Source organism: Streptomyces sp. NPDC047841 (assembly GCF_040704085.1).
GTDB classification, from domain to species: Bacteria; Actinomycetota; Actinomycetes; order Streptomycetales; family Streptomycetaceae; genus Streptomyces; species Streptomyces argyrophylli.
In genome coordinates, this window is sequence record NZ_JBEYRP010000005.1 from 148,729 (window position 1) to 162,386 (window position 13,658).

Consider the following 13,658-nt stretch of genomic DNA (forward strand, 5'->3'; position numbering starts at 1 on the left):
CTTCTAGCGTAGGGCCTGCGGGGGTGGGGGCGGGGCGCGAGGGGGTTGTCACTCTTTGTGATGACGTGATCGGGAAAGGGTCGCTACGGTGGGAAGGCAGGCCGCAGGATCCCGTCCATGGGAGGAACCATGACCGCCGAGCCGATCTCCGAGGCCGCCGCGCCCGACGACGAGCCGTCCTGGCGGTGGCCGGTGCCTCCGGCGAACGGCTGGACGGTGGATGACCTGTTCACCCTGCCCGACCTCCCGCCGCATACCGAGTTGATCGACGGGAGCCTGGTCTTCGTGAGCCCGCAGCGGGATTTCCACAGCATTGTCATCGACCTGCTGGTGAGTGGCCTCCGCCGTACAGTGCCTACGAAGTTCAAGGTCCGCCGCGAAATGACCGTTGTCATCGACCGCAAAAACGGGCCCGAGCCGGACGTCTCCGTGCTCCGTTCAGAGGCGGTTGCCAGCCGCAGCCAGACTTCGTTCCGAGCCGCCGATGTCCTCCTCGCCGTGGAGGTGGTCTCGCCGGATTCGGAGTCCCGCGACCGTGACACCAAACCGCGCAAGTACGCAGCTGCGGGGATCGATCACTTCTGGCTGGTGGAGATGGTGGGAGAGGACGAGCGGCCGGTCGTCTACGTGTATGAGCGTGATCCGGTGGCCAAGAGTTACACCGTCACTGGCATCCACCACGACCGGCTGAAGCTGTCCGTCCCGTTCGACATCGACATCGACCTGACGGAGATCGACTCCCTCTGAGCCGCCCACCGCTCAGAGCACCGTCGCCCCCGCCACCGGCCCCGCCGCCACCCGCACCGCCCTGCACGTCCCCGATGCCCAGAGGGCCCCGGCCACCTTCTCCGCCGACTCCGCGTCCCGCGTCAGGAAGGCCGTCGTAGGCCCGGAACCCGAGACCAGCGCGGCGAGCGCACCCGCCCCGCGCCCCGCCGCCAGCGTGCCGGCCAGCTCGGGGAAGAGGGACAGCGCGGCCGGCTGGAGATCGTTGGAGACGGACGCGGCCAGCGCCTCGGCGTCCCCCTTCGCCAGCGCCGCCACCAGCTCCGCCGAGGCCACCGGCTCCGGGATCTCCCGCCCCTCGGCCAGCCGGTCGAACTCCCGGAACACCGCCGGCGTCGACAGCCCCCGCTCCGCCATCGCGAAGACCCAGTGGAAGGTGCCGCCGGCCTCCAGAGCCGTCAGCCGCTCACCGCGCCCCACCCCGAGCGCCGCCCCGCCGACCAGGCTGAACGGCACGTCACTGCCCAGCTCGGCGCAGATCGCGAGCAGTTCGGCGCGCGAGGCACCCGTGCCCCACAGCCGGTCGCAGGCGAGCAGCGCGCCCGCGCCGTCCGCGCTGCCGCCCGCCATGCCACCGGCGACCGGGATGTCCTTGGCGATGTGGACGTGGACGTTCGGCTCGATCCCCCGGCGCGCGGCGAGCGCGATCGCGGCGCGCGCGGCGAGGTTGGTGCGGTCCAGCGGGACCTGGGCGGCGTCCGGGCCCGCGCAGGTGATCCGGAGCTCGTCCGCGGGGGTCACCGTGACCTCGTCGTACAGGCCGACGGCGAGGAAGACGTTGGCGAGGTCGTGGAAGCCGTCGGGGCGGGCGGCGCCGACCGCGAGCTGGACGTTGACCTTGGCGGGGACCCGGACCGTGACGCTCACGCGCCCGCCTCCTTGTGCTCGGCGATCCGCGCGAACTCCTCCACCGTCAGCGACTCCCCGCGCGCCTGCGGCGAGACTCCGGCCGCGACCAGGGCCGCCTCGGCCGCCGCCGCGGACCCGGCCCAGCCGGCGAGCGCGGCCCGCAGGGTCTTGCGGCGCTGGGCGAAGGCCGCGTCGACGACGGCGAAGACCTCGGCCTTGGAGGCGGTGGTCTTGACCGGCTCGGCCCGCCGCACCAGGGACACCAGCCCGCTGTCGACGTTCGGCGCGGGCCAGAAGACGGTGCGCCCGATGGCCCCGGCCCGCTTGACGTCGGCGTACCAGTTGGCCTTCACGGACGGCACGCCGTACACCTTGTTGCCGGGCGCGGCGGCGAGCCGGTCGGCGACCTCGGACTGCACCATCACCAGCGTCCGCTCGATGCTCGGGAAGGTGTCGAGCATGTGCAGCAGCACGGGGACGGCGACGTTGTACGGCAGGTTCGCCACCAGGGCCGTCGGCGCCGGTCCGGGCAGCTCGGTGACGTGCATGGCGTCGGAGTGGACCAGCGCGAAGCGGTCGGCGCGGTCCGGCATGCGCGCGGCGACGGTGGCGGGGAGGGCGGCGGCGAGGACGTCGTCGATCTCCACGGCGGTGACGCGGTCGGCGGTCTCCAGCAGCGCGAGGGTGAGCGAGCCCAGCCCCGGGCCGACCTCGACGACCACGTCGTCGGGGCGGACCTCGGCGGTACGGACGATACGGCGGACCGTGTTGGCGTCGATCACGAAGTTCTGGCCGCGCTGCTTGGTGGGACGGACACCGAGCGCCGCCGCGAGTTCGCGGATGTCGGCGGGACCGAGGAGGGAATCGGGGGTGGGGCTTGGGGTGGGGCTGCTCACGGGACAAGGGTACGGGGCCGTACCGGGCCGGGTTGCCAGGTGCGCCGGACCCGGGGTCCCTACCCCCGCAGCCTCACCCCGCAATGCGGCCACGGGGTCGCCCCCCGCCGGATGTACAGCTTCTTCGCCCGGTACGTCTGTTCTTCCGCCGAGGCGTCCTGGGGACGGCCCGTGCCGCCGAGGCTCTGCCAGGTGCGGGTGTCGAACTGGTACAGCCCGCCGTACGTCCCGGAGGGGTCGACCGCGTCGGGCCGGCCGCCGGACTCGCAGGCGGCGAGCGCCCGCCAGTTCAGGCCGTCGGCGTCGCTCACGGCGGGCGGCCGGGGCTTGGTGCCCACCTTGATCACCTGTGCGCGCGGCTCGCGCACCACCTCGGACCTCTCGGGCCGCGGTCTCTGCCGTACGCCGTTGACGGTGCGCACGCGATAGGTGGTCCGGCGCAGTCCGGGCTGCCCGGGCCGTGCGACGACCTCGGTGCCCTGGAAGACCGTGGGGTCCGCGGTCCGCTCGACGGCGAACGGGATCTGCTCCTCGTGGATCTCCCGGGTGCTGCTCACCCGCAGCACGGTCACCGTCTGCCCGTCGCGCGGGAAGCTGTCCGGCGGGACGGAGGTGGTGTCCTGGCCGCGCAGCGTGATCCCGACTTCCTCGACCGCTTCCCGGACGGTGGCCGCGTTGGTGCGGATGGTGCGGGTCCGGCCGTCCGCCAGGACCGTGACCGCGCGTTCGGTGCGCACGTCGAGCGCGAGCCCCGCGCGTCCGATGCGCTGGGAGCGCGAGGTCGACAGATACGCGCCCTCGGCGCGCACCCCCAGCTCGTCCAGCGCGCCCTCCACCGTGCGCGCCGTCGTCCACACCTCGCGCCTGCGGCCGTCCAGGGTGAGCCGCACCGGGCGCCCGTAGCGCACGGCGACCGCGTCGCCGCTGGCGAGGGCCGTGCCGGGGGCGGGCGCGATCATGTCGTGCGCCCCCACGCGTACGCCCTCCTCGGCGAGCAGTTCGCTCACGTCGTCGGCGAACGTGTGCAGGCTGCGCTGCCTGCCGTCGACGCTCAGCTCGACCGCCTTGTCGTTGGCGACGAAGGCGGTGGTGCCGCCGGCCAGGAAGGCCACGACCAGCGCCTGCGGCAGCAGACGGCGCACGGTGGAGTCCGGGCGCTCGCCGTAGCGGGTCCGGCGCCGGCGCGGGACCCGCCCGCCGGTCTCCTCCGCCTCCTCCGCCTCCTCGGACACCTCGGCCCCGGGGGCCGGCGTCTGCCGGGGCAGCGGCGGCGCCGGCTCGGTGACGAAGTACGCCTCGGCCTCGTAGGCGGGCCGGTAGGTGTCCTCATGGATGCCGAACGGCAGCGTCTCCGCGGTGGGGACGGGGGCGTCCGGGCCGTAGGGGTCGTACGTCTCGTACGGCGACGTGCTCACGCCGACACGCTCCAGGGGCCAGGGGGTCCGGATCGGGCCCCCAGAACCTAGCGGAGCGCCGGTCACTCTCCAAAGCGACGCGACTACGGACGGTGGCGACTCGAACGGGTGGTCAGTGCCCCGGACGGGCGGCCCGTCCGGACGTCCGGCCCCCGGAACGGGCGGTCAGTAGCCGAAGGCGCGGGCCGTGTTCGCGGCGAGGGCCGTCGCCAGCGCGTCCTCGTCGACCCCGCGCACGGCGGCCATCGCGCGGACCGTGACCGGAACGAGATACGGCGCGTTGGGCCGTCCGCGGTACGGCGCCGGGGTGAGGAAGGGGGCGTCGGTCTCCACCAGGACCAGCTCCGGCGGGGCGACGGCGAGGGCGTCGCGCAGGTTCTGGGCGTTCTTGAAGGTGACGTTGCCGGCGAAGGACATGAAGTAGCCCTCGCGGGCGCAGATCCGGGCCATCTCGGCGTCGCCGGAGTAGCAGTGGAAGACGGTGCGCTCGGGGGCGCCCTCCTCCTTCAGGATCCTGAGGACGTCGGCGTGGGCGTCGCGGTCGTGGATGACGAGCGCCTTGCCGTGCCGCTTGGCGATCTCGATGTGGGCGCGGAAGGAGCGCTCCTGGGCGGCCTTGCCCTCGGGGCCGGTGCGGAAGTGGTCCAGGCCCGTCTCGCCGACGCCCTTCACCTGCGGCAGCCCGGCCAGCCGGTCGATCTCGGCGAGGGCCTCGTCCAGCGCCGCGTCGCCGCCGGGCTCCCGGGCGCCCTGCCGCGACCACCCGTCCGGGTCGCCGTGGACGATGCGCGGGGCCTCGTTGGGGTGGAGGGCGACGGTGGCGTGGACGTTCTCGTACGCCGCCGCCGTCTCGGCGGCCCACTGCGAGCCCTTGAGGTCGCAGCCGACCTGGACGACCGTCGTGACGCCCACCGAGGCGGCCTTCGCCAGGCCCTCCTCGACCGTGCCGGACTGCATGTCGAGGTGGGTGTGGGAGTCGGCGACGGGCACCGCCAAGGGCTGGGGCAGCGGCGGTGCCGCGTTCTTGTCGGCGTCCTTGGGGCTGTGACCGGCGTTCGAAGGCATGCTCCGATCCTACGGAAAGGGGCATGCCGTCGAACGGCCGGCGATCCGCTCAGCCCGCCTTGCGCTGGAACGGGTGCAGCAGGTCGGACAGGTGCCAGTGGTGCGGCGTGCCGACCGGGCCGGCCTGCGGCACCGGGTGGTGCTGCCGCTCGGCCGTGCCGCGCACCGCGGAGACCTGGCCCGCGCGCATGATCCGTACGACATGGCCGTCGCAGTTGTGGCAGGACGGCCGGCTCAGCGGCGACGGCACGACCTGGCCGTCGGCCACGTACAGCACGAACTCCTCCCCCTGGGCGTTCGTGTGGTGCTCTATCTCGTACGACTGCTCCCAGCCGTGCCCGCAGCGCATGCAGGCGAACGAGTACGACTCGTGAACGACGGCTGTGGCTGTGGCGCGAAGGCCGGTCCGCCCTGCTATGTCACTCATGCCAGCTCCCTGTCGGACGGGTGCGTCCCTCTGGACGGGTGCGTCCCTTCGACCAGTGGACGCCTCCACCGGCGCGGGCGCAGCAGGGCTGTCGAGTGTTGGAGGCGATTTGGACATCGCTTGCCAAACGGTCGCGAATGAGACGGCTGTGCTTTGCCATCGACGCCAGCCTTTTGCCCCCTCATGGGGCGCGCGGCGGCGCTCCGCGGGGGCGCGGGGGGCCGGTACGACGGCCCGGCTCACCCGGCGGCGCGCTTGGCCGCCACCACCGCGTCGAACACGACCCTCTTCGGCAGTCCCGCCTCCGCCGCAACCGCCGCGATGGCCTCCTTGCGGCGCTCGCCGGCCTCCTCCCGGACCCGTACCCGGCGCACCAGCTCCTCGGCGTCCAGTTCCTCGGGCCCGGTCTCGGGCGCGCCCTCGACCACCACGGTGATCTCGCCGCGCACGCCCTCCGCGGCCCACCGCGCCAGCTCGGCCAGCGGACCGCGCCGCACCTCCTCGTACGTCTTGGTCAGCTCGCGGCAGACGGCGGCCCGCCGGTCGGCGCCGAAGACCTCGGCCATGGCGGCGAGGGTGTCGTCGAGCCGGTGCGGGGCCTCGAAGTAGACGAGGGTGCGCCGCTCGCCGGCGACCTCGCGCAGCCGGGACAGCCGTTCGCCGGCCTTGCGGGGCAGGAAGCCCTCGAAGCAGAAGCGGTCGACGGGCAGCCCGGACAGGGCGAGCGCGGTGAGCACGGCGGACGGCCCCGGCACGGCGGTGACCCGGATGTCCTGCTCGACGGCGGCGGCGACCAGGCGGTAGCCGGGGTCGGAGACGGAGGGCATCCCGGCGTCGGTCACCAGCAGCACGCGCGCGCCGCCGAGCAGCTCCTGGACCAGTTCGGGGGTGCGGGCCGACTCGTTGCCCTCGAAGTACGACACCACGCGGCCCTTCGGCGTGACGCCCAGCGCCTGGGTGAGCCGGCGCAGCCGCCGGGTGTCCTCGGCGGCGACCACGTCGGCGCCGGCCAGTTCCTCGGCGAGCCGGGGCGGCGCGTCCGCGATGTCGCCGATGGGGGTACCTGCCAGGACAAGGGTTCCAGTCACACCCCCATCCTCCCAGGGAATCCCGGGCCGCCCGCCCGGGATCCCGGGGCCGTCGCCGGGCGGCCGGGAGCGGGACGGAGCCGACCGTGTCCCGACCGGTACCGCACATGCACGGGACTCGCACAGGACGTTTCCCTACGATGGCGCGGTGACCACTACCGCGTCCTCCATGGACCTCCGGCAGGACCAGGCACCGCACGACCGCCGGCCGTCGTGGCAGCGTCGGCTGCGCCGATTCGGGTACGCGCCGGCCACGGACGCGCCCTCGGGCGACGTGCGCGACCGGCTGGTGCCGCCGTACGCCGAGCCGAGCCCCCGGCTGTGGCGGGCGCTCGGCGTGCCGCCGCTCCTGGCCGAGCGGCTCACCCGGTGGTCGGGCTGGGGCGGGCCGCTGCTGGTGACGCTGATGGCGGGCGTCATGCGGTTCTGGAACCTGGGCAGCCCGCGGGCGGTGATATTCGACGAGACGTACTACGCGAAGGACGCGTGGGCGCTCGTCCACCGCGGCTTCGAGGTCAGCTGGGACCGGTACGGCAAGAGCGCCAACGACATGGTGCTCCAGCAGCACGGGCACCTGGCGATCCCGACGGACCCGGCGTACGTGGTGCACCCGCCGGTCGGCAAGTACGTCATCGGGCTGGGCGAGCTGCTCTTCGGGTTCGACCCGTTCGGCTGGCGGTTCATGACGGCGCTGCTGGGCACGCTCTCCGTCCTGCTGCTGTGCCGGATCGGCCGCCGGATGTTCCGCTCGACGTTCCTGGGCTGCCTGGCGGGCGCGCTGATGGCCGTGGACGGCCTGCACTTCGTGATGAGCCGGACCGCGCTGCTCGACGGCGTGCTGATGTTCTTCGTGGTGGCCGCGTTCGGCTGCCTGGTCGTCGACCGGGACCGGGCCAGGGAGCGGCTGGCCGCCGCGCTGCCGGCCGGGCCGGACGGGCGGGTACGGCCCGAGGAGCGGGTCGCCGACACCTTCCGCTTCGGGTGGCGCCCGTGGCGCTGGACGGCCGGGGTGATGCTGGGCCTGGCCGTGGGCACCAAGTGGAACGGGCTGTACGTCCTGGCCGCGTTCTGCGTGATGACGGTCCTGTGGGACGCCGGCACCCGCAAGGTGGCGGGCGCGCGCCGCCCGTACCTCGCCGTCCTCAAGTACGACACCGGTGCCGCCTTCCTGGCGACGGTCCCGGTGGCGCTGGTGGTCTACCTGGCCTCCTGGACGGGCTGGATCCTCTCCCCGGCCGACGGCACGGGCGGCTACTACCGCAACTGGGCGGCCACCGACGGCAGGGGCGGCACCTGGTCCTTCCTGCCGGACTGGCTGCGCAGCCTGTGGCACTACGAGCACGAGGTGTACAACTTCCACGTCCACCTGGACCAGCCGCACACGTACCAGTCCAACCCGTGGAGCTGGATCGTGCTGGGCCGCCCGGTGTCGTACTTCTACGAGTCCCCCTCCCCCGGCGCCGACGGCTGCCCGGTGGACGCGGGCCAGAAGTGCGCGCGGGAGGTGCTGGCGATCGGCACGCCGCTGCTGTGGTGGGCGGCCTGCTTCGCGATCCTGTACGTGCTGTGGCGCTGGGCGTTCCGCCGGGACTGGCGGGCCGGCGCCATCGCCTGCGGCATCGCGGCGGGGTACCTGCCCTGGTTCCACTACCAGGAGCGGACGATCTTCCTCTTCTACGCGGTCGTCTTCCTGCCCTTCCTGTGCCTGGCGGTGACGATGATGATCGGCGCGATCCTCGGCCCCCGGGGTTCGACCGACACCCGCCGCGTGATCGGCGCCTCGGCGGCGGGCGTCCTGGTCCTCCTGATCGCCTGGAACTTCATCTACTTCTGGCCGCTGTACACCGGCACGGCGATCCCGATCGACTCCTGGCGGGCGCGGATGTGGCTGGACACCTGGGTCTAGCTGGGCAGACCCACTGGGAGGGCGCGGCCGACGGCCGCGCCCTCCCGGCCGTTGTTGGTCGTTAGTGGTTGATGCTGGCCGCCCTCGGACGGCCCGGAGACGGCCCGGCCAAGGCAGCACGGCAGATTCACAGCCCGCGCGACTCGTCGGAGGCGACCTGCGCCTACGAGGGGTCTAAGGCATGTGGCCCCCACAACGGCCCCACAGAGACGATGCAGGCGTTCTTCCCGGTGCCGCCCCGATACGAGCGACCGTCTGACGGCCCAGTGATCACTCAGCGACCGCGACAGATCTCGGCATTGGGCCGAAGATGTTTGCCCGCGCCGCGGAACAAAGCTGCCTTAACTCAAGCTCGACTTGGGCCCAGTGCAGCCAGGTTTAGGCGCCACCATTGAAGCCGCGGATTGTACCCTAACCAGGCCTTTTGATCTGGTGTACAGTTTTGTTGTTGGGGCCATCACCCACTCGGGAAGGCACCTGACACGAAGAAGGGCCCGGCTCCTGCCAGAGCCAGGCCCTCCATGCAGTAGACACGAGCCCGGTCGCCTACCAGTAGGCCGGGCTCGCTGCTTTACCAGCGGCCCGCCGCGGCCGGGCGTACTCGCGCGTGGCGCCTTCTGTAATCAGGAGACGTACTGCACCACGATGGCGGCAAGCGCCAGGATCAGCCCGATCACACCGATGACCACCTGAGCCTTCTCGGGCCCGGTCCACGGCCGACGGGGCTTCCTCCCATCGAAACCTGCCACTTCGCGCCTCCTTCTCCTCCAGCCCTGGCCTTCAGGGCGCCACACTGAACAGCTCTTGCTGCCCAGCAAGTTGAGGGGAGGATCTTGCAGCGCGAAAGTCAGACTACTCTAGCCGTACGTTTACAAGGAAACGTACGCACGCATACCAGGAGACGTACCGTACGCACCAGAACAGCGCTGACACATCATCAGTACATCGCATCCGCGCTGTCTTTGCAAACAACTCCGCTGTCACCGCATACTAGTTGTACCCACTAGACGTGAACCACTCTGACTGACCTGGGGGTTGACATGCCGACACTGCACGCGGCGATCCGCGCCAAGATGGGATCGACCCCGTACTACGTGACCACCATGAAGGTGAGCGACCTCGTTCAGATCGCCCGACCGGCGAGCGAGCAGGAAGAGTGGGCCACCACTGGCCTGACCGAACGGTTGCAGCGTGAGCTCAACGACACTCGGGTGCGCACCGAGATCGCCCCGTACCTGGCCAACTCCCCCGACCGGTTCTTCGGCGCCATCATCCTCCTGCTGGACTCCGATGAGGAGCCGGAGTTCGAGCCGCTCAGCGAGGTGGCCAAGAGCCTGCCGAAGGCGTACCGGTCCACGATGGGCAAGGACTCCTTCGGCTTCCTGACCATTGACAGCGGCGAGCGCATCATCCTCGACGGCCAGCACCGCTTCGCCGCCCTGCGCGAAGTGTTCATCACGCGCAACGTGGAGGGTGAGTACGTCAAGGACGTCGGGGACGACGAGGTGACCGTCATCATCGTCCCGCGCATCAGCACACAGCACACCAGGAAGATCTTCAACAAGGTCAATCGCTACGCCAAGAACACGAGTCGCGGCGACAACATCCTCACCAGTGAGGACGACGGGTTCGCCATCTTGACCCGGCGCCTGGCGGATGACGGCGGTCCGCTGGCCGGCAAGAACCACAAGGGTGAATCGCTGGTCAACTACAAGAACAACACGATCGCCGAACGCAGCACCCAGCTCACCACCCTGAGCGCCATCTACGAGACCGTCCGCATCATCGCTGAGCACTACGACATGGCGGACGAGCTGAACGAGAAGAAGACTCACGTCCGCCCCTCTGAGGACACCCTGGACCAGGGCTACGAGCACGTCGAGGGCTGGTGGGCGACTGTCCTGGACGGCATGCCGAAGCTGAAGTACGGCCGGGACAACACCAAGCTCCTCCCCGAGCTGCGCGCCAAGGAGGCCGACTACGGACTGCTGTTTAAGCCGGCAACCCACATCGTGCTGTTCCAGGCGCTCTCTCAGATCCTCAAGGCAGACCCCAACCTGACCCTCGAGGAAGCCGTGGACCGCACCTACCAGCTCGACTGGAAAATCACGGACCCTCTGTGGCGCGACGTCCTGATCAACTCCGCGCACAACATCCTGACGAAGAAGGAGAACTACAACCTCGCGGCCGACTTGATCACCTACCTGGTTGTCGGCAACAAGCTGCCCACCAACCACATCAAGGAGCTGCGCGAGCGCGTCGCAAAGGCACGCGGCGAGGACGAGTCGACGTTCCAGCTTCCGGACCCGCTCGCCGACTGATCGACGCCATCTCACCCAACCTGCGGCTACAACGCCCCGCGCCGGCCGGGTCCGCAGCGCTTACGCTCGACCCGGCCCGGCACCTTCAGCCCACTTTTTCACCGCAGAGTCTTCCACCAGCAGCTCTACAGCGGTCCGGTTTTGAGTGCACTGAACAGGCATATTGCTTCATACAGCTGGTGTGGGGCAGCCCAGGGAACTTCAACAGGTAGGAGGGAACCCGCGGCTCCAGGTTTCTGTTGCGCAGAGCTAGGTAGAAAGGAGGTCAAGCTTTCCCATCCACCGTAGAAGAAGTTCGCTTTGGGTGGCGCTGAGGTCAAGGTCGGGCTGCTCGTCCAGCAGGTGCCTTACCTCAGTCACCGAGGCTCCTTCGTCAAGCATCTGGCGGACTTCCTGGGCTCCCAGGATGCGCTCCATGAAAAGCCGACGCAGCAACTGCGCGTCGCGGTTCTCAACGAACTTGCGACCATGGGCGGTGAGAAGGATCTTCTCTCCTTGCACGACGGACAATCCGAGGGAGACCAAGTTCATGAGTCTTTTGCGCGCCTCGGGTTCGAGAGTGACGCTCGTAAAGAACTCCATGAACTTCTCAAGACACGTCTTCAGTTGAGGGTTCTCCTCAACCAGCTGAGCCATGAGCCACAGCGTCTCGACGTAGTCATTGCTGCGGCCACCGGGAACCTTGGCTAGGCGGTAGCGCGAACGGGTTGCGGCATGTCGCAGTTCGTCGGCGTCGGCTTCGACTGTCTCCAGGTGCCGCAAGGCGTCGACCGAGTTCCGGTCGACTTGCTTTTCCAACTGGAAGACCCTACTGACCTGCTGCATCAGAGTGCTGGGCTCTACCATGAAGAGTCGCAGACCAGTGAGATCACGCAGCTCATTCACCAACTCGATGCGCGGAAGCCGAACGGCTTTAGCAGAAGCCTTCCGCCACCAGTCCTCCTTCAGATCCCGAGTAACGAAGAGCACATCCTTCCTGTGACTCTGGGCCGCGTCCATGAGCTGACGCCAGACCAGATAGTCGCCGGCCGCCTCCTCGTCCTCCTTCTTCCCACCCTCAAAGTCCTTATAGCCAGGTGGTATTTGTTGGTCAGCCCTCTCCTTGGCCCGCTGCACCTCCTCCACGTGCCGCTGCGGCGAGTAGGGAGCTCCGACACGTTGGTCGAGAAGGTGTTCCAAGGCATTAATCACGGGGTCGGTGTGTGTGTTGCGGATCCCCGGGACCCTATCCTTGGCGGCCTGACGCTCCAGCCTCTCTTCAATTTCCTGGTAGAGCTTCTCGGCGCGATCGAGCTTTCTCGTACATCGGTGAAACGATGTCGGTGTTGTCACCTATGTGGACATTCCTAGCTCACTCCTCCAGAGCACTGCGTGACCGACTGATAGAAAACGGCCCGGATCATGATCGGTCCGGGCCGTTTTGGCCGGTGCCCCGACGGCTATAGCTCACCGTAAAGATACAAGTGCGAGGCTGCGAGATACTCACCGGGAGTAACAGATACTGTCCATTCTTCTTCGTCGTCCGACGTGGGAATTGGGTCATCTAGCTCAATCTCTTCCTCGTCAAACGTAATGAATCCCTCGTCGTGGGCGACGTTCAGCATCATCTGGATGGCTATGAGCAAGGAAGTGGCACCTTTTCGGGCCATGCATGTCATGCTCGTGCCGCCTGCCGTCCATCCGTCACGGCTGGCTTCTGGTGGAGGTAGATGAAAAATTCCATGGGCCAGCAGATGGCGGAGTTGTACCCCGATCTGAAGTGGCAACAGAAGTTTGCCATGGGATACATTGAAGCTCTCTTCCAGCTTCTTGTGACGATTTAGCCGCGGTTCGTTACGGCAGTGGTCGTAGAGATGGTCCACGACGCATAGGTAGTGTGACGGCTCGCTGCCGGAATATCGTTTGAGTATCGGGCCAGCATGCTTTCCCAGCTTGGCTTGCCGTCGTCCCCATATGCGGGGTCCATGGCCCGGGTCAGGCTCTCTACTGCACAGTATGCGTATAGAAGCCGAGTCAATTCCAGGTGCACTTTCGATGCGGTCGCATTCTGGGCGTCTTCGTATGGCCAAGCTGCCGAGCACATATAGTTAGCGCGCTCGCTGACGGTGAGATCGATCTTCAATTCGTGCACGCCGGATGCTAGCGTCAGCCAGGTAAAGACGCTTGCCCAGTGCTCCTCATCGTAGGCGGCGTCTGTCCTTGTAAGCCAATTGCTAAGTCGGCGAGCATGCTTTTCTGGAAGAATAATTTCCGGTCCGCCTGGGCACTTGCTCGCCCCCCACGGCTTTCTTGCCCACAGTTCGCGCATCTCTCGATTATGCACGCCAGGGGAGAGCGTGTCCGGTCCTTTTCTCTAGTACTGGCTCGCCAAAAGATCTTTTTTGCTTCGTGTGCCAAGTCGTTGCGGATGCTGACACTCACCTCCACCCGTACCTACCTAGCTCCCATCCCGTCCGCCGTAGACCCACACACCGTGGAGCGGGCGTGGTTCATGGCGTTCAGGTGGAGCGCGCCACTGTACGAACGACCTGGACGCCAGGGGCCGCGTCTGCTCGGCTCTGCCTGGGTCGATGGTGGTCGGGATGGGAGCACTCCGCGCACGCCACTACGGACCCGAGGCCAGGAACGGCGCCCCCCCTCCATCCCGGTGCCGGCCGATCCCCCGCCGGAGGCATCGTCTTGACCGTGGGCGACGCTCTGCGGTGATCGACTCATGGCCACGGGCACTACCCACATGTGGGCGCGCGTCGGCGCAGCGCGGGCGGAGCGGGCCGAAGGCAGGAGCGGCGCCCGCAGCGGAGCCGGGAGCGCGCCCGGCGGAGCGGAGCTCAGCCGGGGCTTGAACCTGTGAAGAAGGTTGTAGCTCAGCCGCTGGCTCGCCGCCGGCACCCGCCCGTGAGGCGCA

General features: G+C 68.9%; 12 protein-coding genes. 3 read left to right on the forward strand and 9 right to left on the reverse strand.

Translation table 11 applies throughout. The features are described 5' to 3' along the window. The first annotated feature begins 129 nt into the window (after window positions 1–129). A complete protein-coding gene (locus AB0947_RS09410; protein WP_366749703.1) occupies window positions 130–747 on the forward strand; it encodes a Uma2 family endonuclease in 618 nt (205 codons plus the stop codon). Window positions 748–759: 12 nt separating this feature from the next. Here the strand turns inward: AB0947_RS09410 and AB0947_RS09415 are convergent, their stop codons facing one another. From AB0947_RS09415 to rsmI, 6 genes are all read right to left on the reverse strand, one after another. Next, entirely contained in the window at window positions 760–1,653 is an 894-nt protein-coding gene (locus AB0947_RS09415; RefSeq protein WP_366749704.1) for a 4-(cytidine 5'-diphospho)-2-C-methyl-D-erythritol kinase, read from the reverse strand. Next, entirely contained in the window at window positions 1,650–2,531 is an 882-nt protein-coding gene (rsmA, locus tag AB0947_RS09420) for a 16S rRNA (adenine(1518)-N(6)/adenine(1519)-N(6))-dimethyltransferase RsmA (RefSeq protein WP_366749705.1), read from the reverse strand. The genes AB0947_RS09415 and rsmA overlap by 4 nt, the downstream gene beginning before the upstream one ends. 59 nt (window positions 2,532–2,590) lie before the next feature. Next, entirely contained in the window at window positions 2,591–3,946 is a 1,356-nt protein-coding gene (locus tag AB0947_RS09425) for a ubiquitin-like domain-containing protein (RefSeq protein ID WP_366749707.1), read from the reverse strand. Window positions 3,947–4,111: 165 nt separating this feature from the next. Continuing rightward, window positions 4,112–5,011: a TatD family hydrolase gene (locus AB0947_RS09430; protein ID WP_366749708.1), complete on the reverse strand. Its 900-nt coding sequence runs from the start codon at window positions 5,009–5,011 to the stop codon at window positions 4,112–4,114. A 49-nt stretch (window positions 5,012–5,060) separates the two neighbouring features. Beyond that, window positions 5,061–5,438, reverse strand: a complete 378-nt coding sequence (locus AB0947_RS09435; RefSeq protein ID WP_366749709.1) for a hypothetical protein — start codon at window positions 5,436–5,438, stop codon at window positions 5,061–5,063. 239 nt (window positions 5,439–5,677) lie between these two features. Next, window positions 5,678–6,526 (reverse strand): 16S rRNA (cytidine(1402)-2'-O)-methyltransferase, encoded by an 849-nt coding sequence (gene rsmI, locus AB0947_RS09440; RefSeq protein WP_351790207.1) that lies wholly within the window; start codon window positions 6,524–6,526, stop codon window positions 5,678–5,680. 148 nt (window positions 6,527–6,674) lie between these two features. Here rsmI and AB0947_RS09445 point away from each other — a divergent pair, with 148 nt between their 5' ends. After that, window positions 6,675–8,432, forward strand: a complete 1,758-nt coding sequence (locus AB0947_RS09445; RefSeq protein ID WP_366749710.1) for a phospholipid carrier-dependent glycosyltransferase — start codon at window positions 6,675–6,677, stop codon at window positions 8,430–8,432. Window positions 8,433–9,055: 623 nt separating this feature from the next. Here AB0947_RS09445 and AB0947_RS09450 read toward each other — a convergent pair. Continuing rightward, window positions 9,056–9,181, reverse strand: coding sequence for a hypothetical protein (locus AB0947_RS09450; protein ID WP_366749712.1), 126 nt, complete (start codon window positions 9,179–9,181; stop codon window positions 9,056–9,058). A 291-nt stretch (window positions 9,182–9,472) separates the two neighbouring features. Here AB0947_RS09450 and AB0947_RS09455 point away from each other — a divergent pair, with 291 nt between their 5' ends. After that, complete coding sequence (locus tag AB0947_RS09455) at window positions 9,473–10,753, forward strand: DNA sulfur modification protein DndB (protein WP_366749713.1); 1,281 nt, start codon at window positions 9,473–9,475, stop codon at window positions 10,751–10,753. Between the two features lie 249 nt (window positions 10,754–11,002). On the opposite strand, the gene AB0947_RS09460 is transcribed toward AB0947_RS09455, so the two are convergent. After that, entirely contained in the window at window positions 11,003–12,085 is a 1,083-nt protein-coding gene (locus AB0947_RS09460) for a PIN-like domain-containing protein (protein ID WP_366749714.1), read from the reverse strand. A 107-nt stretch (window positions 12,086–12,192) separates the two neighbouring features. Next, window positions 12,193–12,615 carry a hypothetical protein gene (locus tag AB0947_RS09465; protein WP_366749715.1) on the reverse strand — a complete coding sequence of 141 codons (423 nt, stop codon included), beginning with the start codon at window positions 12,613–12,615 and terminating at the stop codon, window positions 12,193–12,195. Window positions 12,616–13,658 lie beyond the last annotated feature (1,043 nt).

What these genes read in the sequence shown, in the direction of transcription:
- AB0947_RS09410 (WP_366749703.1), top strand. Translation starts at nt 130, where the DNA reads ATGACCGCCGAGCCGATCTCCGAGGCCGCCGCGCCCGACGACGAGCCG.
- AB0947_RS09430 (WP_366749708.1), bottom strand. Translation starts at nt 5,011, where the DNA reads ATGCCTTCGAACGCCGGTCACAGCCCCAAGGACGCCGACAAGAACGCG.
- AB0947_RS09435 (WP_366749709.1), bottom strand. Translation starts at nt 5,438, where the DNA reads ATGAGTGACATAGCAGGGCGGACCGGCCTTCGCGCCACAGCCACAGCC.
- AB0947_RS09455 (WP_366749713.1), top strand. Translation starts at nt 9,473, where the DNA reads ATGCCGACACTGCACGCGGCGATCCGCGCCAAGATGGGATCGACCCCG.